This is a genomic window from Shimia litoralis, assembly GCF_005518135.1.
Taxonomy (GTDB): domain Bacteria; phylum Pseudomonadota; class Alphaproteobacteria; order Rhodobacterales; family Rhodobacteraceae; genus Shimia_E; species Shimia_E litoralis.
Genome location: NZ_SULI01000008.1, coordinates 128606 through 149786 on the forward strand (window position 1 = coordinate 128606; position 21181 = coordinate 149786).

Here is a 21181-nt window from a genome sequence, read left to right on the forward strand (position 1 = left end):
GTTCTAGGCCTGTTCTTGTTTTGTGTCAATAATGTTGGAACATTCAGGCAACTTGTCGCGCCATCGTTCGGTGGCGATACAGGGGCTGATGTTTTAGATCGGCAGATATTCCAGCATCGTGCCGGCAGGGTGTGCGGGATCATTCGGCGGGCGAATGGCCAGCGCATTGGCAGAGGACAAAACCGTCAGCAAAGAGCTGTCCTGACGATCAAATATCGTGATCTGACCATCTTTTATATGGGCGCGCATGTAATGTTCGCGTGGTCCATTGGCCGCAATAGGGGCGGCAAGCGGGGCACTTTGGCGCTGTGCAGGCATACAGCCCAGCCCCAACATGGCATCAATGACGGGGGCCACAAAAACCTGTCCGCACACCATGGCAGACACGGGATTCCCCGGTAGCCCGATCATCATGGCGCCGTTTTTCATACGTCCTGCCATCAGTGGTTTTCCGGGGCGCATCGCGATCTTGTAGAATTTTCGATCAAGGCCAAGGTCACCGGCCACTTCTCCCACAAGATCATGATCGCCAACAGAGGCACCGCCAATGGTCAGCACCAAATCTGCGTCGTCCGCCAAGGAAAATGCCATCTCGAGCGAGGCCTTGGTGTCGCGCGCGATGGGCAAAAGGCGCGGTTCGGCCCCCAGATTGCGCAGCATCGCCTGTAATCCAAAGCTGTTGGACGCGATGATCTGATCCGGACCAGGGGTTTCACCAGGCATCACCAGCTCGTCTCCGGTTGACAGAATGGCCACACGTGGCTTGCGGATCACGGGCACCGTGGCGATGTTCATCGCCGCCAGCAATGCAATATCAGAGGGCGACAAGCGGCGCGGCGCGGTGAACGCATCGCCGAGCGCAAAGTCAGCACCTGCGGAGCGAATATGCATGCCGCTGTCTAGTGTATCCGACAAGGTGATTGTGTCGTCAGACCGTGTCACTTCCTCTTGGATTACCACACGTGTCGCGCCTTGCGGAACCGGGGCTCCGGTGAAAATGCGCACGGCTTGTCCGGGCTGGACGGTGCCTGAAAACCCGTGACCGGCTGCAGACTCGCCAATCACGGCAAGCTGTGATGTCGGTGTCACGTCCTGCGCCCGCACGGCATAGCCATCCATCGCTGAGGCAGCAAATGGCGGCTGGTCCCGATTGGCGTGAACGGTCTGGGCCAGCACACGCCCACTGGCGCTCGACAATGGAACGGTTTCGACCTCTAGGGGTGCTGCCAGATCAAATAGCTGTGCAAGTGCGTCGGATACCGAGATCATTTCGCCTCGTATCTCCCTGATTTTCCACCATCTTTCAGAACAACGCGGATACCGCCGATCTCCATGTCTTTATCGACGGCCTTGGACATATCATAGACCGTCAAGGCGGCGATGTTCACGGCTGTCAGGGCTTCCATCTCGACACCTGTCTGGCCGGTGGTCTTGACCGTGGCTTCGATGCGGACGCCCGGAAGGGTCGCGTCCGGTGTCAAATCAACCGACACCTTGGTGATCGGCAGGGGATGACACAGCGGGATCAACGTTGCGCAGTGTTTTGCCCCCATGATGCCAGCAAGCCGCGCCACGCCAAGCACGTCGCCCTTTTTGGCGCGGCCTTGGGCAATAATGTCGTGGGTTTGCGGGGCCATCCGGACCCATCCTTGGGCCACAGCGACGCGTGATGTGACGGGCTTGTCAGAGACATCCACCATGTGGGCATCGCCCTTGCCGTCAAAATGCGTCAGGCCCGAAGCCGCGTGAGACATCAGAACCCGCCTCCGGCTTGCAAGGGGTTTGCCAACAGGGTGCGTGTGGCAACGGCCACATCATCTTGCCGCATCAGGCTCTCGCCAATCAGGAAAATTCGCGCACCGTATCGCGCCATATCGGCCAGATCTTCGGGTGAATTCAATCCGCTTTCTGACACGATCAACCGATCCGCGGGCACCTGTTTGGACAGGGTGCGCGTGGTGTCCAGCGTGGTTTCAAAGGTTTTCAGATTGCGATTGTTGATACCGATCAATTCGGACTTGAGCAGGGCTGCACGCTCAAGCTCGGCGGCGTCGTGTACCTCGATCAGAACGTCCATTCCCCACTCCATGGCGACAGATTCAAGTTCCTGCGCTTGCGCATCACTGACGCTGGCCATGATGATCAGGATACAATCCGCGCCCAACGCGCGGGCCTCGACCACCTGATAGGGATCATACATAAAATCTTTGCGCAGCGCGGGCAGATCACAGGCGGCACGCGCTTCGCGCAGGAAATCCTTGGAACCCTGAAAGCTGGGTGTGTCGGTCAAGACAGACAAGCACGTCGCGCCACCGTCTTCATAGGCCTTTGCCAATGCCGGAGGATTAAAGTCGGGACGGATCAGCCCTTTGGACGGCGATGCCTTTTTGATTTCAGCGATCAATCCATATCCGCTGCGGCTTGCCAGTTTAAGAGCATCGGCAAATCCACGCGTGGGGTCGGCGTCTTTGGCTTCGGCTTCGACATCCTCAAAAGGTTTGGCGGCTTTATCCGCGGCCACTTCTTCGAGCTTGTAAGCTTTGATCTTGTCCAGCACGGTGGTGGTCATGCGTTTGTCCAATTTATTTGGGGCTCGCCGCGGTCGGCAAGCCAGCTGTTGATGCGCGAGAACGGACGCGATCCAAAGAACCCGCGTCTGGCAGACAACGGAGAAGGATGCGCAGATTCGATCCGCAAGTGGTCATCGCCATTTTTAGGGGCAGATATATGAGGTGCAAGGGCTTGTGCCTGTTTTCCCCAAAGAACAAAGGCTGTTGGGTGTTCAGAAACCCGTGTCAGCACCTGATGGCACAGGTTTTGCCAGCCCAAGCCTTTGTGGCCGTTTGCCTCGCCAGTAGGCACGGTCAAGACGGTATTGATCAACAAGACGCCTTGGCGTGCCCAGAACCTCAGATCGCCGGTCGGCGGGCATTGACCCAAATCGCTCTGCATTTCTTTGAATATATTGGTCAGAGAACGCGGCAGCGGGCGCACGGATGGATCCACAGAAAAGGCAAGACCATGGGCGTGTCCCGGGGTCGGGTAGGGGTCCTGTCCCAAGATCACCACCCGCACGTCTTTGGGTGGTGTCAGGCGCAGAGCGGTGAATATCTGATCCTCTGGGGGCAAAATCTCACGCGTCTCTTTGGCCAGAGATGCCGCGATGTTTGGCCACGCATCTTGGAAAAAAGGTAACGTATCCCACCCCTTAAGGTCAGATATATCTTGCATTACGAGGGGGCCTGAGATGTCAATTTTGCCAGCATTTGGACCTTGGCCAGGGCTGCCCCGGAATCAATGGACGCGCGTGCCATGTCTACACCGACGCGCAGATCGCTTGCGGCATCTGCCACGACAAGCGCAGCGGCCGCATTCAACAGCACGGCATCGCGATACGCATTTTGTGCCCCATTCAGCAAGGCCCGAAAGGCCACGCCGTTTTCTTCTGGCGTGCCACCAAGAATGTCTTCGAACGGGTGCACGGGCAATCCGGCGTCTTCTGGGTGCAATTCTACATCGACCACACTGCCGTCGGCTTCAAGCGCGGCAACCCAGCTTTGGCCAGTGATGGTCAATTCATCCGTGCCATCGCTGCCATGCACAAGCCATGCGCGTTCGCTGCCCAATTGACCCAGTGTTTCGGCCATAGGGCGAATCAAATCGCGGCTAAAGGCACCTGTCAGTTGACGTTTGACGCCCGCAGGGTTGGTCAGCGGCCCCAAAATGTTAAAGATTGTGCGCGTGCCCAGCTCTTGACGGGTGGGCATGACATGCGCAATCGCCGGATGATGCATGGGGGCCATCATAAAGGCGATACCGCATGCATTAAGCGCGTGTTCCACGACATCTGGGCCAACCATCACGTTGATGCCCATCTGACCCAGTGCATCCGCCGCGCCGGACTTGGAGCTGAGATTGCGATTGCCGTGCTTGGCAACGGGCACACCCGCCCCGGCCACAACAAAAGCGGTCGCGGTGGAAATGTTAAGTGTGCCTTTGCCGTCACCGCCGGTGCCGACGATATCCATCGCACCCTTGGGGGCTGAAACCGGATGGCAACAGGCGCGCATCACAGCAGCAGCTGCGGCGTATTCATCCACAGTTTCCCCGCGTGTGCGCAGCGCCATCAACAATCCGCCAATCTGGCTTGGGGTGGCAGCCCCATCAAACAAGATTTGAAACGCCTGTTCTGCTTCGCTTCGGCTCAGTGGGCGATCTGCGGCGGCCCCGATCAACGGCTTGAGAGCATCACTCATGCGGACACCTTCATCATATCTGTGAAATTCTTGAGCAAAGCGTGGCCATGCTCCGACGCGATTGATTCCGGGTGGAATTGAACGCCGTGAATAGGCAGCTCTTTGTGCTGCAGGCCCATAATTGTGCCGTCTTCCAATTCTGCGGTGATTTCAAGACAGTCGGGCAGTGTGTCGCGTTCGACCACAAGCGAGTGATAGCGCGTGGCGGCAAACGGCGAGGGCAGGCCAGCAAACAGACCTTTGCCTTGGTGACGCATGCTGCCCATTTTGCCGTGAACGATTTCGTGACAACGCACGACGTTGCCGCCAAACACCTGTCCAATCGTCTGATGCCCAAGGCAGACACCCAGCAACGGGATTTTTGTTTCCGCTGCGGCTTGCGTCAACGCAAGACAAATTCCAGCCTGGTCAGGATCACAGGGGCCCGGTGACAACAGAATGCCGGCAGGATTCATGCCCATCGCATCCTGAACCGTTAGCGAGTCATTTCGATGTACGGACACATCTGTGCCCAACTCACCAAGATAATGCACGAGATTATAGGTGAAACTGTCATAATTATCGATCAGGAGCAGCATTTCGCAGTTCTTTGTCCAATATTCAGAAACGGGGTGGAGACCCACGCCATGGTCGCGGTATACATGCTCAGGCTTGACGCAAAGGGTCAAGGGGGGCTTAAGCAGTATCAGCCCGGTAATCTGGTATTCTGGGCCGAAACCGGCCTTGGGAATCCAAAAGGAGGCATGGCACATGTTGCGAGGTTTACTGTCGGGACTATTTTGGGGGATCTGCGCCGTTGTATTGGTCGTGGGTCTTGCGTCATTGCTTGCGCCGCTACCAGCGACCGTTGTTCCGCAAACAGAAGCGGTGGACACAACCACCGGATCAGATGCACAGGATTCCGGCAAAGTCGGAACCAAATCAGAGGCAGATGCCGCGCGCAACGACAGCACCAGCCCCGAGGCTTCGGCACCTGTCGAAGAAGATCAGGCACCTTTGGCCGATACGGATTCGGCCCCACAGCCAAATACGCAAACGCCGATGGCGACCATGACAGCCCCCGAGAGTTCGGATTCTGGCGCGGGTGTCGCAGTCGAAGGCGATAGCCCGGTTGATCCGCAAACCTCGGTCACGGCGCCCACCGCCCCGAACACGGATGAGGCCGCGCTGATTGCGGACGAAGATACATCGATCACCACCAATCCAGCACAGCCCGAGGCACCTCAAGCCCCCGTTGGCGGGGCCTTTGTCACGCCGATCACACCCACAGAACAAGCCGATGATCAGGATTTGACCCCAGACGCCGAGGCAGGTGCCATGAGCGCCAGCGAAGAAGAGACTTCTGCGCTCAAACCTGCAGGCGATCTCAAGGAAAAATTCCCGCAGCACGAGTCGAGCCGACTGCCGTCGGTTGGGGGGGATGCCACTGCCGCGTCTGCACCACCCGCAACGCCGTTTGACCTAAACTCTGAACCTTTCGGCAATGATGACGGGCGTCCCTTGATGGCCATTGTCTTGCTTGATGACGGCGCTGGCCCTCTCGCGCTCGATACATTGAAAGAGTTCCCTTACCCAGTCAGCATTGCGGTGAACACACTGGCCCCTCAGGTTGCCACCCGCGCGGCGGCCTATCGTGATCTTGGCTACGAAGTATTGGCGATGGTGAACTTGCCCTCCGCAGCGGCACCGGCAGATGTCGAAGTGGCGCTCGAGGCGCATTTGGCAGTGTTGCCTCAGGCTGTGGGTGTCATGGAGGGGGACGAGGACGGGCTTCAGGGGGCAAAACCCATCTCCGATCAGGTCACTCAAGTGTTGCGTGGTTCCGGCCATGGGCTTGTTATGTTTCCAAAGGGTCTGAGCACAGCGCAAAAGCTGGCCAGCCGAGAAGGCGTCCCTGCGGCCACCATCTTTCGTGACTTTGACGGCAAGGGCCAAAACGGATCTGTGATGCGTCGCTTTTTGGATCAAGCTGCGTTCAAGGCAGCCCAAGAGGGGGGCGTGATTATGGTTGGCCGCCTGAAAGAAGACACGATCGCAACCTTGTTGGTGTGGGGGCTTCAGGACCGTGCCGGATCTGTGGCGTTGGCGCCTGTTTCCGCTGTTCTGCGGGCCAAGAACCCTTAGCGTTCTGATATCAGCCGCACGTTGCCGGGACACCGGCCGCGTGCGACTGCCTAAACTCATAATAAATGACGGACTTCGCGGCCATGCTTTGAGTTTGGCAGCGGTTCCGAGTGTGTTGGCACACAATGCGCGCGCAGTGACGCCTGCAAACACCGCGCCGTTTGCGCACCGCACTCCGGAAGGCGCGCGCCAGAGAGTACCGGCTGCCGCGCTTATCACGTAAGATTCGTTAGGTGTTGCCGTCGCCTAGAAAACGGGCAGCATCCGCTGCTGCGCGGCGTATCGCATTGGATTTGTGCACCGTTTCCATGTATTCGGCTTCGGGATCGCTGTCATACACAACACCGCCGCCTGCCTGAATATACAGCTTTTGATCTTTGACGATTGCGGTGCGCAACGCGATACACATATCCATGTCGCCACCTGCGCTAAAGTACCCGACACCCCCGCCATAGACACCGCGTTTTTCCGGCTCGAGCTCGTCGATGATCTCCATTGCGCGAACTTTGGGCGCGCCAGATACGGTGCCTGCGGGCATGCCTGCAAAAAAGGCGCTTAGGGCGTCTTGGTCTTCGGCCAGTTCCCCAACCACATTCGATACGATGTGCATCACATGGCTATAGCGTTCGATGATGAACTTTTCGGTTGGGCGCACGGTGCCAATCTTGGAGACACGTCCGGTGTCGTTGCGCCCCAGATCCAGCAACATAAGGTGCTCGGCCAGTTCTTTTTTGTCGGCCAGTAAATCTTCCTCGAGCGCTTTGTCCTCTTCGGGGGTGGCCCCGCGCGGGCGCGTGCCAGCAATGGGACGAATGGTGATTTCATCCCCAAAGACGCGCACCAGAATTTCGGGGCTGGCCCCGACGACTTGAAATCCGCCAAAGTTGAAGTAGAACATAAACGGTGACGGATTTGTGCGCCGCAAGGACCGATACAATGTAAACGGCGGCAACGGAAAATCCTGTGTCCAGCGTTGCGCGGGCACCACCTGAAAAATGTCACCAGCGCGAATATAGTCCTTGGCCTTGTCGACCGCAGCCATATAGCCGTCTTTGGTAAAGTTCGACACGGGCGCGCCGACCTCGTGGGCATCGCCCAAATCACGTGCGGCTTGCGGCATGGCACGCTCAAGATCCCGTACGGCATCCATCACACGTTCTGCGGCTTGGGCATAGGCCGCCTTGGCACTTTGGCCTTCGCTGACCCAAGCGGGGGACACCACAGTGACCTCGCCTTTGACGCCATCCAGCACCGCCACCACCGACGGGCGCAGCATGCAAGCATCTGGCAAACCCAACGGATCAGGGTTGATGTTAGGCAGGTGTTCCACCAGACGGATCATGTCATAGCCAAGATAGCCAAACAGACCGGCTGCGGCCTGAGGCAAATCATCTGGCAGATCAATTTTGCATTCTTCAATCAGGGCACGCAGGGCGCTCATGGGATCAAGATCTTGGGGTTGGAACGCATCCGCATCAAAGCGCGCCTCGCGGTTGATCCGCGATTGCGTGCCGTGACATTGCCAGATCAAATCGGGTTTCATTCCGATGATGGAATACCGCCCGCGGACTTCTCCGCCGGTGACGGATTCAAGCATAAAGGCGTCTTTTTGCGCGCCTGTCAGCTTAAGCATCAACGACACAGGTGTGTCCAAATCCGCAGCAAGCCGCGTGTAAACGATCTGATTTTGCCCGGCTTGATAGGCCTCGGCAAACGCCTCAAAGGAAGGTGTCAGAGCCAAAATGAGCGCCTTTCGTGCCTGTTACTGCATCTGCGCATGAACAGCGTTCAGCGCCTGTTGGTTCAGGGTCACAGGATAGAGTTTTTGAATTTCACGGGCATAGGCATCAAAGATGTCCTGCGCCAGACCGGACGAGTTTTGCTGGGAAATGGCCGCGTGCAGACCTTTGGCCTCTTCGCTCTCAAGATCGGGGGTTCCGATGGCATCAAGCTTTACCACCCAGACGGATGTGTCATCGGCAATCACGTCGACATCGCCTTGGGCCATCTCAAAAATCTGCGCCATAAAGCCCTGTGGGGCTTCGGGTACAAAACCGGTCCGCACCATGTCGGTTTCCTCATTGGCCACAAGACCAAATACCGTAAAGTCGACATCGCCGGACAGTTGCGGCACCAGCGTATCGGCCATCTCTTGCAGACGGGCGACGGTTTGCGCCGCCGTCCATTTGTCCGCCACATCGGCGCGCACGTCTTCAAACGGGGCTGGGCGAGACGCGATTTCAGCTTCTAGGCGCACTGCGAAAATGCCACCATCGTCCAATGTTCCAACCTGTGGGAAATCGGTGTCGGCGACCACAGCAGCGACGGTCTGAAAGGTTTCATACCCAGCGATTGCGGCGGTGCTTCCTGCGTGCCAGTCAACCGTGCCAAGTTCCATGTCGGTTTCCGCGGCGATTTCTTCCAAGGTCGCACCGGCGGCCAGCAAATCGTCAATATCGCCGATCTGGGTATCAATGACGCGACGGGCACGGTCTGCGGCCAGTTCTTCGCGCAGGACACCTTTGGCGTCTTCATAGGATGTAATCTGTTCTGGCAGGATGCCGTTGACCCGGAACAGGGCAGGGCCCAAATCCGTGTCCAGAGGTCCGACAATCATCCCACTTTGCGCTGAAAATACAGTATCGCCGGCTTGACCAAGTTCTGCTTGCGACACATCACCAAGGTCCACATCCGCAAGCGCAAGTCCGCGCTCCAGAACCAGAATTTCAAAGGTCACGTCGCCGCTGTCCAAACGGGCCTTGGCGGCCTCGGCCGTTGCGGTATCTGCAAAGGCCAGACGTTCGACAAGGCGATGCTCGGGGCGGTTATACTGAAGATCGCGATCCTCATAGAGGGCTTTCAACGACTCTTCGTCGATTTCCAAAGTGTCGATCAACATATCGGGCGACAGCCAAACATACGTCAGTTGACGCGCCGCCGGCAGAGAAAACTCTGCGATATTGGCGTCGTAATAGCCCTTGAGGTCGGCTTCGGTTGGTGTGGCCACCGGATAGGCCAGATTGGCGTCTTGCAAGCGCGTCCACGTGAAATTGCGTGTTTCGCCGAGGTAATTCAAAACCGTGTCAGCAAATGCAGACGGTAGGGTCACGCCGGAAATCACCGATGCTTGCAACAGCGTGCGTACAGTGTCTTCGCGAATGGTGTCTTCGAAGTCAGCCTCGCTCAGGCCCGCTTGCTGCATGGCAAACCGATAGGCCGCGCGATCAAACGATCCATCAGGCGACTGAAACGCCTGAATTTGCAGCAATTCTTTGCGCAGGTTTTCATCGCCGATCGAAATACCCATCCGCGTTGTCTCGGCATCCATGGCACGCGATGTCACCATCTGGCCCAGCACAGCACGATCAAGGCCATTGGCCTGCATCTCGGGAAAGGAAATCGGGCGGCCCACTTGGGCTTGTTGGGCGCGTTGTTCTTGTTGCAGAGCGCGCGCATAGGCGGTGATATCGATCTCTTTGTCACCGACCGAACCGACCGTGCGCACCGTGCCAGACAGGTTGGTAATCCCAAATCCGCCGAGACCGAATATCAGCATGGCCATCAGGATCCAGACCAGTGTTTTTGACGTGCTTCCTTTGGACATTCTATTTCCCTGCCTTCGCGGACTTCAAACTTGCTTGCGATGTCTACGACGCGCGGCCAAGGGGGGCAAGACCCCACGGGGGGTGCTGTGCTGTCTCGCGCCAGAAACCCACCCATTGGGCAAGGTTTTCAGGCACGCGGACGCGCGCATCGGAGGGTAGGGTCAGAGGGTCACCCGCGCGAGCCGTTCAAACAACGTCTGAATTTCACGCCGATCCACATTGGCAAAGGCAATGCGCATCTGTCGTTGGCCCGCAGGATCATTTTCAGGCATGAACATGGTGCCCGGCAAGGTCAGAACATGGGCCTGTTGGACAAGCTCTTTGGCCAAGGCATCTGACGGAATGTCAAACGGATGCTGTACATAGGCAAAATAGGCCCCAACCCCCATCAAAGACCACCCTTGGTCTTTTACCAAGCCAAAGTGATCAGAGATTGCCGCGCGCCGATCCAGAATTTCGGCGCGTTCTCCCGCCAGCCAATCCCCAAGATTTTGCATTCCCCAAAGCGCCGCATGTTGCGCCAGTTGGTTTGGGCAGATAGTCACGGTATCCAGAAACTTTTCAGCCTCGGCCAAACGTGGCGCACTGGCGATCATGGCCCCGACGCGGTGGCCCGTCAGACGGTAGGCCTTGGAAAACGAATACAACTGAATCAGCGTATCTGACCAATCCGGATCTGCAAACAACGCATGCGGCGCGTCTGTACGGCTGTCGAAATCGCGATAGGTCTCGTCGATAATCAACGCAATCCCGCGTGCGCGTGCCAGATCAAAAAATGCCTGAACCAGATGGTCAGGATATTCCACACCGCCAGGATTGTTGGGGGTCACCAACACAATTGCGCGTGTGCGCTCCCCAATCAATGTGGCGGCGTGTTCAGGGTCGGGCAACAGGTCATCGCCTGTGCTTAAGGGGACTGTGCGCACGCCCTGCATATCCAGCCACATCTTGTGATTGAAATACCAAGGCGTCGGCAGAATGATTTCGTCCCCTTCGCCTGCCAACGACATGATCGCTGCGCAAAAGGCCTGATTACAGCCGGACGTGATGGCCACCTGTGCGTCCGAAATTGCCCCGCCGTAGGCCTTGGAAAACTGGTCTGCGACCTCGTGGCGCAAATCTGCAAGGCCCAAGACCGGCCCGTACAGATGCGCGTCTGGCACATTCATGGCGATGTCGGCAATGTGCGCGCGCAATGCTTCCGGTGGCGGATCAACTGGGGCGGCCTGACTGACATTGATGAGGGGCAGGGCGTCTGTAAACGTCACACCGTCAAGCCAGCGTCGGGCTTCCATAACCGGAGGCGTAAATGTGGTCGCGGTACGTGGCATGGACATGGCAATCCCCTTGCATAAAACAACAAGAGCGACCCTAGAGGTCGCTCTGAAAAGGAGCAATCCATTGATTGCCCAAGATTAGATGCTGGAACCGGCTCAGTCTGTGCCGCGATACGGTTCGACGTATTGCAGCGCCATATCCCACGGGAAGAAAATCCAGGTATCTTGTGAGACTTCAGTGATAAAGGTGTCGACCATCGGACGGCCCTTGGGTTTTGCATAGACTGTGGCGAAATGGGCGTTGGGGTACAAATCACGCACCAGTTGCAGCGTCTTGCCGGAATCCACAAGATCATCAATGACCAGAATTCCGGTGCCATCCCCCATCATGTCCACATCGGGCGCCTTAAGCACAACCGCATTGGTTTGTTCCTGATGGTTATAGGATTTGACGCTGATGGTATCGACCGTACGCACATCCAGTTCACGCGCGATGATCATCGCAGGCGCCATGCCGCCACGCGTGATGGCCACGATGGCCCGCCATGCACCGTCATCAGGGCCATGCCCATCAAGGCGCCACGCCAAAGCACGACTGTCGCGATGGATTTGGTCCCAGCTGATGTGAAACCCTTTTTCATGTGGCAGACGTTCGGTCATTTTGTGTTCCCCGCTTAAGTCAGTGTAGGTGGCCGGTGTGGTGACAGTCTGTCGGCAAGCTCGTGAACCAGACGTCGGGGCCAAGGTGTATGGTGGTGATCGTCAAGGCGCATCCCCCCTGAAAGAGTGTGATGCGCCTGCGTTTGCGTGGTCTATTTTCGGCCGGTGACGGCGTCGATGTCCGGTGCGTCCACGGCTTTCATACCAACGACATGGTATCCCGCATCAACGTGCAGGTTTTCACCGGTGACGCCGCTGCCCAGATCCGACAACAGATACAGGGCGGAATTGCCCACATCATCAATGGTCACGTTGCGACGCAGAGGAGAGTTCAATTCGTTCCATTTCAGAATATAGCGGAAATCGCCGATTCCGCTGGCGGCCAGTGTCTTGATCGGGCCTGCCGAAATCGCGTTGACGCGGATGCCGTCTTTGCCCAAATCCTCGGCCAGATATTTGACGGATGCTTCGAGCGCGGCCTTGGCGACGCCCATGACATTGTAATGCGGCATGACCTGTTCGGCACCGTAATAGGTCAGCGTCAGCATAGAGCCGCCTTCGTTCATGATCTTTTCTGCGCGGTTGGCAACAGCGGTAAAGGAATAGACCGAGATATCCATCGTCATCAAAAAGTTGTCGCGGCTTGTGTCGACATAACGCCCACGCAATTCGGATTTGTCCGAAAACCCAATGGCGTGCACCAAAAAGTCAATCTTGCCCCATTTGGCTTCGATCTCGGCAAAGGTTGCGTCGATGGATGCGGGATCAGAGACGTCGCAGTCAAACAATTCCGTCACACCGAGTTGATCCGCCAATGGCATCACACGTTTCTTGAATGCATCCCCCATATAGGTGAATGCCATCTCGGCGCCGGCATCCGCACAGGCCTTGGCGATGCCCCAGGCAATCGACTTGTCGTTGGCTAGGCCCATAATAAGGCCGCGCTTGCCTGCCATCAGATTGTTTGACATTTCGTCTTCTCCGTCCCAATTCGTTAAAAGGACGTTTAGGCGATACCTCTCGCTGCATCAAGTGCAGGCGCGACCTGAGAACAAAGGATCAAATATGGTAGACCGAACAGGAATATTCGCAGGCGACAGCCCTTTTGACATCGCACGCCAGTGGTTGGCCGAGGCCGAAACACAAGAAGTGAACGATCCCAATGCGATTGCGCTGTCCACTGTCGATGCAAACGGCATGCCAAATGCACGGATGGTTCTGCTTAAGGAAATCGAAGACGAGGCCTTTGTCTTTTATACAAATTACACGAGCGCCAAAGCCCAAGAGATTGAAACTGCGGGAAAAGCTGCATTTGTGATGCATTGGAAGTCGATGCGGCGGCAGATCAGGGTGCGCGGACACGTAACCCGTGAAGAAGGTCAGAAGGCCGATGACTATTATGCCTCGCGCTCGCTCAAGAGCCGTTTGGGGGCGTGGGCCTCGCGCCAATCTGCCCCGCTGGCATCGCGCGCCACCCTGATGGCTGAAGTCGCCAAAATATCCACGCGTCACGGCACGGCGCCGACACGCCCGCCATTTTGGGGCGGGTTTCGGATTGTGCCCACGGAAATAGAGTTTTGGGCGGATGGGGCATTTCGTCTGCACGATCGGTTCGCATGGCGAAGAGATCATCCCGAAAACCAATGGGAAATTCAACGTTTGAACCCGTGACATTCACGTCACGCAAAATGCAAGTCGTTGAAAGCTGTATCGTTTCTCTTGCTGCAACCACCATTATGTCGCACAATCTCAAAATCATGGGGATTATGTTTACGTAAGGGTAACGTGTTGAGCGAAAACGAAAAAGAGACGGTTCGAATCACTGGTGAAGTGAAATGGTTCGATCCAGTAAAGGGATTCGGCTTTGTGGTGTCTGACGCCGGAGGGCCGGATATTTTGTTGCATGCAAATGTATTGCGCAACTTTGGTCAAAGTTCTGTTGCAGATACAGCACGTATTGATTTGGCAATTCAGCATACCGAACGGGGCGTGCAGGCGATTGAAGTGTATCATATTGATGCGCCCACAAGCCTTGGCACAGCTGCACTTGCGGATTTTGAAGATTTTGATATCGAAGAGTTGTCTTCCATGCCGCTCGAGCCTGCGCGGGTAAAATGGTTCGACAAGGGCAAGGGGTTCGGGTTTGCGAATGTCTTTTCGCGCTCCGAAGATATTTTTGTTCACATCGAGGTTTTGCGCCGCTCGGGTCTTTCCGATTTGCAGCCCGGTGAAGCGTTGGCGCTGCGCGTGGTTGATGGTAAACGGGGGCGGATGGCAACAGAAGTAGCCGCCTGGGAAAGCGCGGTGGACAAGGACACCAATTGAAACGCATTTTTTCTGCTCTTATGATCCTGAGCAGCCTAAGCGCTACATCGGCGATTGCCGAATGTAGCGAGTCATCAGTTCAGATTCGCGGCACGTTTGGCCAAGCCCGTTTCCACGTTGAAGTGGCGGACGACGTCCAAGAAAGAGCCCAGGGATTGATGAATCGTCAAAGCATGTCTGCCAGCGCAGGCATGCTTTTTGTTTTTGAAGAGTCGGCGCCGGTTTCGTTCTGGATGGAGAACACACTGATTCCCCTCGATATGCTGTTTATTGATGACTCTGGCACCATTGTGCACGTGCATCACAATGCAATTCCATTGGATCGCACACCAATTTCAAGCACAGTACCAGTGCGTTATGTCCTTGAAATTAAGGGCGGAATGGCCAAAGCGATGGGGATTTCGACCGGAAGTCAGCTCCGTCATCCAATGATTTTGAAAAACTATGCTATTTGGCCTTGTGAGGGCTGATTAATCGGGCTAAACCCTCCCTCGGTCCGGGGCGTAGCGCAGCCTGGTAGCGCACCTGTTTTGGGTACAGGGGGTCGTAAGTTCGAATCTTACCGTCCCGACCAATATACTAAATTTGCATTCTCGTGCACGTTGGCAATCTTGCCGACGCTGCACGGAGATGCGATTTAGGCATACACCTAACCAATCACTTTCAGAAATATGTGTCGCCTGTGTGACAGGCCGCGTCTCGCCATTTGCCGATATGCCAGCCCTGCAAAAGAATACCTTCTCTAGGCTCGGGCCAATTCGGCGTTGTCGTAAAATTCTTTGTTTATAAGAGCTTCTTTCAGGGGGTTCATTTTGTCCACGCAGTTATCCACAAATTTGTCCCTGTGGAGGAATCGGGAACGCCCCGCGCGGTGTCATTTCCGAGATATAGGTCAAGCGTGAAAAAATGGTTATGAGGCAAATAAAGTCGTTGACCGTTTAGGGGTATATGCTTCAGATTGTGTGAGCAGACGGGGATCGACACAACATATAGTGCCGACGCGTGTCGAGCGGGGAACAAGCAAATCTAAGTACATCCGAGGGTATCTCGAGTGATGTTGCGACAAGGCGCTGCTTTGTCGACCGATGCTGTGCGTCCCTGATTGATGTCTCCGCGCAAGCAGGTGCCACGTGCAATGACACGTGGGTGTGGATAGAGGCTGAGACAGAGGCAGCAAGACGATGCAAATTGAGAGAAAATTTACAAAGAATGGCCAAGACGCATATGCGGATTTGGATTTCATTACCACTGAATCGGAAATCCGCAATCCGGATGGTACGATCGTGTTTCGTCTCGACAATGTAGAAGTGCCGTCTCGCTGGAGCCAAGTCGCCAGTGATGTGATTGCTCAGAAGTATTTCCGAAAGGCCGGCGTGCCCTCCAAGCTGAAGCGTGTGAAGGAAAAAGGGGTTCCCGAGTTCCTTTGGCGGTCGGTCCCCGACGGAGACGTCGTGTTAGGCGGGGAAACCAGCGCGAAACAGGTCTTTGACCGCCTTGCGGGTGCATGGACATACTGGGGCTGGAAGGGCGGATATTTCACGTCTGAAGCAGATGCCAAGGCATATTTCGACGAAATGCGCTATATGTTGGCCACGCAACGCGCAGCACCAAACTCTCCTCAATGGTTTAACACGGGTCTGCACTGGGCATATGGTATCGATGGTCCTGCGCAGGGTCACTATTATGTCGACTATAAGTCGCAAAAGTTGACCAAGTCTAAATCCAGCTATGAGCATCCACAGCCACACGCCTGTTTCATCCAATCGGTCAGCGATGATTTGGTTGGCGACGGCGGCATCATGGATCTTTGGGTCCGCGAGGCACGTCTGTTTAAATATGGCTCTGGGACGGGCACAAACTTTAGCTCGCTGCGGGCTGACGGGGAATCCCTGTCGGGGGGCGGCAAGTCTTCGGGCCTTATGGGGTTCTTGAAAATTGGTGACCGCGCTGCGGGTGCGATCAAATCGGGTGGCACCACACGGCGTGCTGCCAAGATGGTGATTGTCGATGCCGATCACCCCGATGTCGAAGAATTCATCAACTGGAAAGTCAAAGAAGAGCAAAAAGTCGCGTCGATTGTGGCTGGCTCTAAGATGCACGAAGCCAAGTTGAATGGCATTTTTGCGGCGATCCGCGCATGGGACGGGGCCGAGGCTGATGCCTATGACCCCAAGGTCAACGAGGGTCTGAAATCAGCGATCCGCGAAGCCAAAAAAGTCGCGATCCCAGAAACTTATGTGAAGCGCGTGTTGGATTATGCCAAGCAGGGATATTCCACGATCGAATTCCCGACATATGACACCGATTGGGATTCCGAGGCCTATGCGTCTGTGTCAGGTCAAAACTCTAATAACTCGATCCGCGTGACCGATGCCTTTTTGAAGGCTGTCAAAGATGATGCGGATTGGGAATTGATCCGCCGTACAGACGGGTCCGTGGCCAAGACCATCAAAGCCCGCGATCTGTGGGAAGATGTCGGACACGCCGCTTGGGCATGTGCCGATCCAGGCATCCAGTTCCACGATACCGTCAATGCGTGGCACACGTGCCCAGAAGACGGTGAAATTCGCGGTTCAAACCCTTGTTCTGAATATATGTTTTTGGATGACACAGCCTGTAATCTGGCATCCATGAATTTGTTGACCTTCCTGAAGGATGGCGAATTTCAGGCCGAAGATTACATGCATGCCACACGCTTGTGGACCGTGACATTGGAAATCTCGGTGATGATGGCGCAATTCCCGTCCAAGGAAATTGCGCAACGCTCTTATGACTTCCGCACCTTGGGTCTTGGCTATGCCAACATTGGTGGTTTGCTCATGAACATGGGCCACAGCTATGACAGTGACGAAGGTCGTGCGCTGACCGGCGCTTTGACCGCCATCATGACCGGCGTGTCTTATGCGACGTCCGCAGAAATGGCTGGCGAGCTGGGGGCCTTTGACGGCTATGCCCGCAACAGCGCGCATATGCTGCGGGTGATCCGCAACCACCTCAATGCGGCGCACGGCAAGGCAGACGGCTATGAGACGCTTGATGTCAAACCTGTGGCGCTGGACCATGCAAATTGTCCTGATGCACGTCTGGTGGCCTTGGCAAAAACCAGCTGGGACGAGGCGCTCAAGCTGGGACAACAGCACGGGTATCGCAACGCTCAGGTGTCTGTCATTGCGCCCACGGGCACAATCGGGTTGGTCATGGATTGTGATACCACCGGGATCGAGCCTGATTTTGCGCTGGTAAAGTTCAAAAAGCTGGCTGGCGGCGGATACTTTAAAATCATCAACCGCTCGGTGCCTGCGGCTCTTGAGAAACAAGGGTATTCTTCGGCGCAAATCGAAGAAATCGTGTCTTACGCTGTTGGGCATGGCTCTATTGGCAACGCACCTGCGATCAACCACACGTCGTTGATCGGGCACGGATTTGGCCAAAACGAGCTGGACAAAATCGAGGCCGCCCTTGGAAGCGCCTTTGATATCCGGTTTGTGCTCAATCAGTGGACTTTGGGCGAGGCATTTTGCACAAATGTGCTGGGCATCCCGACCGAAAAACTGAACGATCCCAGCTTTGATTTGCTGACCCATCTTGGGTTTACCCGCAAAGACATTGATGCGGCCAACAACCATGTGTGCGGAACAATGACGCTTGAGGGCGCGCCGTTCCTCAAAGAAGAGCATTATTCGATTTTCGATTGCGCCAACCCATGCGGCAAGATCGGCAAGCGGTATCTGTCTGTCGACAGTCACATCAAAATGATGGCCGCTGCGCAGTCGTTCATTTCCGGTGCGATTTCCAAAACCATCAACATGCCAAATGACGCCACAATCGAAGACTGTCAGAACGCGTATGAACTAAGCTGGTCCTTGGGCACCAAGGCAAATGCGTTGTATCGTGACGGGTCCAAGCTGTCCCAACCGCTGGCCGCAGCGCTGGTCGAAGACGATGACGAGGCCGCAGAAACGCTTGAAAGCGGAACACCGCAGCAAAAAGCCGAAGTTCTGGCCGAAAAGATCATCGAAAAGGTGATTGTCAAAGAGATCGTCAAATCCCATCGCGAAAAGATGCCAGAGCGCCGCAAGGGCTATACCCAAAAGGCGGTTGTGGGTGGTCACAAGGTGTATTTGCGGACCGGCGAATACCAAGACGGCAATCTGGGTGAAATCTTTATTGATATGCACAAAGAAGGGGCGGGTTTCCGGGCCATGATGAACAACTTTGCCATCGCGGTGTCGGTTGGGCTTCAGTATGGTGTGCCTCTGGAAGAATTCGTCGACGCGTTCACGTTCACGAAATTTGAACCGGCTGGCATGGTGCAAGGCAACGACAGCATCAAAAATGCGACCTCAATTCTTGACTATATCTTCCGCGAGCTGGCGGTGTCCTATTTGGATCGCACGGATTTGGCGCATGTCAAACCCGAGGGCGCGTCCTTTGATGATCTTGGTCGAGGCGAAGAAGAAGGCGTCAGCAACATTCAGGAAATGAGCGAGACAGCTGCGTCGAAGTCGCTTGAGGTTCTCAAGCAAATTTCGTCGACCGGATATCTGCGCAAGCGTTTGCCCCAAGAGCTTATTGTTCTCAACGGCGGTCAAGCAGGTGGCATCGCTCTGGACGGGGCCGTCGATTCAGTGGCCGTCTTGCAAACTCTGGTGCCGGAAACCACGGCTGGCTCTGGCCATGTCAGCGCAACCGTATCGACCACGACAGCGGTTGCGTCAGGCGCGGTTGGCATGGATTTGCGCAGCAAAGCCAAAATGCAAGGGTACGAAGGCGATCCCTGCGGTGATTGTGGCAACTATACGTTGGTTCGCAATGGCACATGTATGAAATGCAACACCTGCGGTTCCACGTCAGGCTGCTCTTAGTATGACGACAGAGGGTCAACTATTTGGCTTCCGGACGGGCTAATACTGCGCCCCCGTTTATTGATATGCCGTAGCAGCACTGTATCTTTGTGCAGCTACGGCATTTTTTCTATCTGCTTTTTTCCAATAAATTCCTGTTTATGGATTTAGTTTACGGACCTAATGCCTCCATTTTGAGAAATAGAGGCATAGCGAAATGACAATTGCAGTTTTGCGAAATTTTTCTGAGTCGAATACCATATTTGGCAAACTCCGTAGATCGAAGTTAATTTCGATTCTCTATTAGTGCGTTGTCAAATAGGCGAGCTAGTTACTGCCGTCAAAACCGCTTTACGTGTTTGAGCCAGCCAACTCTAAAAGTAGTTGATTCGGGTGAAAATGCGGACGCTACCCTTTTTTTGCTGCCGCAGGCGCTATTCTTGAAATGGTTTCTTTTACGCATTCAAGAGAAGTACTCTTTGCTCCTTAGTTATAGACACTTACGTCATCCGTTATCGATCTATCCTTAACAAAAATAAACTTCACCTAATTCAATTTTCTATTTTTCAAAAATGACTTTTATCCTTTAAAAACAATAGCATTTGAACCTTTCTTCATTCTGAGGCACGATTGCCAGGGGAGCAACTATCAGCTCCGTCGGAAGTGAGGAGGAAGATTCTAATGCTACAGAGCGGATTGGCGCTTGATTATGAATTGGCTCGAAGCGACGAAATTTTTGTCGCACCATTTAGAGGCCCTGATTTTCAGTGGTGGACCTTAATGGTTGAGCTATCGACCCTCCCCAAATTTCTGCTTCAGGCGCACCAGTCGCTCTCGAATTCAGATTTTGAAGGGGGGGAGAATGGCACACATGTACTATCCTGATGAGGGGAAACTGATCAGTGCGGGGTTTAAATCTGTTGCGCACGTCCCAATCATTTTTAGCCATGAAAACAATTATCTACGGGAGGCCAATTGGTATCTGCGTGAGCGTGCGACAGGGCGCCATAATCAAAATGGTTCGGTACGAAAGCGTCGTTTTTTGGCAAGATCCAGCATTGAGGCCATTGGTCGGGCGTTAACCAATTTCCTTACCTGGTGCGAGGTTGAAGAAATCGACTGGAAAAGTGCCAGTTATGACGATCATGTTCTCCTGTATCGTGATCAGATGGAAAGTGGCCAATGGAGTGAAGATGGACATCCGCTCGCTCCTCGTACTTTTGAAAAACGTGTTGATTATGTTTGCCAGTTGATGACTTGGGCTGTTTCTAAAGGGCTGCGCAACTCATTCGTGTTTCCAATTGTTGAGACTGCACGGACCATTCGCACTGGGGAGAATTCCCAGAGTGTGATTCAAAAGAGTGAACGTCGTGCAGACAGGCGTCGGATGAATCCTATTGAGCTGCGCTTGCCTACTGAGGATGAGTTGGAACGATGGCTTTCTGCAATCAAGACTCGCCACACTTATAGCAAGCATCTGCTTATTCGTTTCATCATCCATACTGGATGCCGAATATCTGAGGCTACTTCCTTCCAAATTGACGATCTGCCTGATGAAGAAAATGCTCGTATCTTCGGTGGTTGGGTAAAGATATTTCTTGTGCACGGCACAAAAGGCAACAAACCCCGCCTCATTGATGTCCCGATATCTCTTTACAAGGAGTTGATTTTATACAAGAAATTTCGCCGATTGAAGGCGCTAAGGGCCTATCGGGACAACAATCCCAAAACACCAGATCCTTCTGAATTGTTTTTATCAGAGTACTACGGAACAGCTCAAACAAATCGAACAATCCAAAGAGCCTGGGAGTATGAACGGCCCTTCGATGGTTTTTCGCCGCACAGCGGTAGACACGTATGGGCCTGCTTCACGCTTTTGGATTTCTTCCACAACAACATAGATCGCAAGTTGCATGACGATGTGATCCATGAAGTTGGTGTTACTGCGCTCAATACAATTATCAAACCGCAACTAGGCCATGTAGATGAATCTACGACACAAATTTACCTCCGATGGGCGATGAATGAAGTGGTCCGGCAAATTCGGACAGCGTGCTAAGATGTATCCAACCCGATTGAATGGATACAAG

General features: G+C 54.8%; 17 protein-coding genes and 1 tRNA gene. 7 read left to right on the forward strand and 11 right to left on the reverse strand.

Going from position 1 to position 21181, the window contains the following annotated elements; genetic code table 11:
- Nucleotides 1-93: 93 nt before the first annotated feature.
- Genes FAP39_RS09040 through FAP39_RS09065 form a run of 6 tightly spaced genes read right to left on the reverse strand, consistent with a single transcriptional unit; the run spans nucleotide 94 to nucleotide 4834 of the window.
- Nucleotides 94-1269, reverse strand: a complete 1176-nt coding sequence (locus tag FAP39_RS09040) for a molybdopterin molybdotransferase MoeA (protein ID WP_138016072.1) — start codon at nucleotides 1267-1269, stop codon at nucleotides 94-96.
- Entirely contained in the window at nucleotides 1266-1754 is a 489-nt protein-coding gene (gene moaC / locus FAP39_RS09045; protein ID WP_138016073.1) for a cyclic pyranopterin monophosphate synthase MoaC, read from the reverse strand. Before moaC ends, FAP39_RS09040 begins: the two co-directional genes overlap by 4 nt.
- Nucleotides 1754-2569 carry an indole-3-glycerol phosphate synthase TrpC gene (trpC, locus tag FAP39_RS09050; protein WP_138016074.1) on the reverse strand — a complete coding sequence of 272 codons (816 nt, stop codon included), beginning with the start codon at nucleotides 2567-2569 and terminating at the stop codon, nucleotides 1754-1756. The genes moaC and trpC overlap by 1 nt, the downstream gene beginning before the upstream one ends.
- Nucleotides 2566-3231 carry a uracil-DNA glycosylase gene (locus FAP39_RS09055; protein WP_138016075.1) on the reverse strand — a complete coding sequence of 222 codons (666 nt, stop codon included), beginning with the start codon at nucleotides 3229-3231 and terminating at the stop codon, nucleotides 2566-2568. The genes trpC and FAP39_RS09055 overlap by 4 nt, the downstream gene beginning before the upstream one ends.
- Nucleotides 3231-4256: an anthranilate phosphoribosyltransferase gene (gene trpD, locus FAP39_RS09060; protein WP_138016076.1), complete on the reverse strand. Its 1026-nt coding sequence runs from the start codon at nucleotides 4254-4256 to the stop codon at nucleotides 3231-3233. Before trpD ends, FAP39_RS09055 begins: the two co-directional genes overlap by 1 nt.
- Entirely contained in the window at nucleotides 4253-4834 is a 582-nt protein-coding gene (locus tag FAP39_RS09065; RefSeq protein WP_138016077.1) for an anthranilate synthase component II, read from the reverse strand. Before FAP39_RS09065 ends, trpD begins: the two co-directional genes overlap by 4 nt.
- Before the next feature lie 172 nt (nucleotides 4835-5006).
- On the opposite strand from FAP39_RS09065, the gene FAP39_RS09070 reads away from it, so the two are divergent.
- Entirely contained in the window at nucleotides 5007-6380 is a 1374-nt protein-coding gene (locus tag FAP39_RS09070) for a divergent polysaccharide deacetylase family protein (protein ID WP_138016078.1), read from the forward strand.
- Between the two features lie 229 nt (nucleotides 6381-6609).
- Here FAP39_RS09070 and trpE read toward each other — a convergent pair whose 3' ends face one another.
- From trpE to fabI, 5 genes are all read right to left on the reverse strand, one after another.
- Nucleotides 6610-8121, reverse strand: coding sequence for an anthranilate synthase component I (trpE, locus tag FAP39_RS09075; protein ID WP_138016079.1), 1512 nt, complete (start codon nucleotides 8119-8121; stop codon nucleotides 6610-6612).
- A gap of 21 nt (nucleotides 8122-8142) precedes the next feature.
- Complete coding sequence (locus tag FAP39_RS09080; RefSeq protein ID WP_138016080.1) at nucleotides 8143-9984, reverse strand: peptidylprolyl isomerase; 1842 nt, start codon at nucleotides 9982-9984, stop codon at nucleotides 8143-8145.
- A 162-nt stretch (nucleotides 9985-10146) separates the two neighbouring features.
- On the reverse strand, nucleotides 10147-11322 hold the full coding sequence (locus tag FAP39_RS09085; RefSeq protein ID WP_138016081.1) for an aminotransferase: 1176 nt from the start codon (nucleotides 11320-11322) through the stop codon (nucleotides 10147-10149).
- A gap of 96 nt (nucleotides 11323-11418) precedes the next feature.
- Nucleotides 11419-11922 carry a xanthine phosphoribosyltransferase gene (gene gpt, locus FAP39_RS09090; RefSeq protein WP_138016082.1) on the reverse strand — a complete coding sequence of 168 codons (504 nt, stop codon included), beginning with the start codon at nucleotides 11920-11922 and terminating at the stop codon, nucleotides 11419-11421.
- 152 nt (nucleotides 11923-12074) lie between these two features.
- On the reverse strand, nucleotides 12075-12893 hold the full coding sequence (fabI, locus tag FAP39_RS09095; protein ID WP_138016083.1) for an enoyl-ACP reductase FabI: 819 nt from the start codon (nucleotides 12891-12893) through the stop codon (nucleotides 12075-12077).
- A gap of 94 nt (nucleotides 12894-12987) precedes the next feature.
- Between fabI and pdxH the strand changes: the two genes are divergently transcribed.
- The 6 genes from pdxH (at nucleotide 12988) to FAP39_RS09125 (ending at nucleotide 21150) form a co-directional block, all read left to right on the forward strand.
- Nucleotides 12988-13593 (forward strand): pyridoxamine 5'-phosphate oxidase, encoded by a 606-nt coding sequence (pdxH, locus tag FAP39_RS09100; RefSeq protein WP_138016084.1) that lies wholly within the window; start codon nucleotides 12988-12990, stop codon nucleotides 13591-13593.
- Between the two features lie 117 nt (nucleotides 13594-13710).
- Nucleotides 13711-14247, forward strand: a complete 537-nt coding sequence (locus FAP39_RS09105) for a cold-shock protein (protein ID WP_138016085.1) — start codon at nucleotides 13711-13713, stop codon at nucleotides 14245-14247.
- Nucleotides 14244-14717 (forward strand): DUF192 domain-containing protein, encoded by a 474-nt coding sequence (locus FAP39_RS09110; RefSeq protein ID WP_246059032.1) that lies wholly within the window; start codon nucleotides 14244-14246, stop codon nucleotides 14715-14717. Before FAP39_RS09105 ends, FAP39_RS09110 begins: the two co-directional genes overlap by 4 nt.
- A gap of 27 nt (nucleotides 14718-14744) precedes the next feature.
- Nucleotides 14745-14821, forward strand: a tRNA-Pro gene (locus FAP39_RS09115).
- Nucleotides 14822-15428: 607 nt separating this feature from the next.
- On the forward strand, nucleotides 15429-19112 hold the full coding sequence (locus FAP39_RS09120; RefSeq protein WP_138016086.1) for a vitamin B12-dependent ribonucleotide reductase: 3684 nt from the start codon (nucleotides 15429-15431) through the stop codon (nucleotides 19110-19112).
- 841 nt (nucleotides 19113-19953) lie between these two features.
- Nucleotides 19954-21150, forward strand: a complete 1197-nt coding sequence (locus tag FAP39_RS09125; RefSeq protein WP_138016087.1) for a tyrosine-type recombinase/integrase — start codon at nucleotides 19954-19956, stop codon at nucleotides 21148-21150.
- Nucleotides 21151-21181 lie beyond the last annotated feature (31 nt).

Excerpts from the sequence above, each read along its gene's own strand:
- FAP39_RS09040 (WP_138016072.1), bottom strand. The coding sequence starts at position 1,269 with ATGATCTCGGTATCCGACGCACTTGCACAGCTATTTGATCTGGCAGCA.
- moaC (WP_138016073.1), bottom strand. The coding sequence starts at position 1,754 with ATGTCTCACGCGGCTTCGGGCCTGACGCATTTTGACGGCAAGGGCGAT.
- trpC (WP_138016074.1), bottom strand. The coding sequence starts at position 2,569 with ATGACCACCACCGTGCTGGACAAGATCAAAGCTTACAAGCTCGAAGAA.
- FAP39_RS09055 (WP_138016075.1), bottom strand. The coding sequence starts at position 3,231 with ATGCAAGATATATCTGACCTTAAGGGGTGGGATACGTTACCTTTTTTC.
- trpD (WP_138016076.1), bottom strand. The coding sequence starts at position 4,256 with ATGAGTGATGCTCTCAAGCCGTTGATCGGGGCCGCCGCAGATCGCCCA.
- FAP39_RS09065 (WP_138016077.1), bottom strand. The coding sequence starts at position 4,834 with ATGCTGCTCCTGATCGATAATTATGACAGTTTCACCTATAATCTCGTG.
- FAP39_RS09070 (WP_138016078.1), top strand. The coding sequence starts at position 5,007 with ATGTTGCGAGGTTTACTGTCGGGACTATTTTGGGGGATCTGCGCCGTT.
- FAP39_RS09080 (WP_138016080.1), bottom strand. The coding sequence starts at position 9,984 with ATGTCCAAAGGAAGCACGTCAAAAACACTGGTCTGGATCCTGATGGCC.
- FAP39_RS09085 (WP_138016081.1), bottom strand. The coding sequence starts at position 11,322 with ATGTCCATGCCACGTACCGCGACCACATTTACGCCTCCGGTTATGGAA.
- gpt (WP_138016082.1), bottom strand. The coding sequence starts at position 11,922 with ATGACCGAACGTCTGCCACATGAAAAAGGGTTTCACATCAGCTGGGAC.
- fabI (WP_138016083.1), bottom strand. The coding sequence starts at position 12,893 with ATGTCAAACAATCTGATGGCAGGCAAGCGCGGCCTTATTATGGGCCTA.
- pdxH (WP_138016084.1), top strand. The coding sequence starts at position 12,988 with ATGGTAGACCGAACAGGAATATTCGCAGGCGACAGCCCTTTTGACATC.
- FAP39_RS09120 (WP_138016086.1), top strand. The coding sequence starts at position 15,429 with ATGCAAATTGAGAGAAAATTTACAAAGAATGGCCAAGACGCATATGCG.
- FAP39_RS09125 (WP_138016087.1), top strand. The coding sequence starts at position 19,954 with ATGGCACACATGTACTATCCTGATGAGGGGAAACTGATCAGTGCGGGG.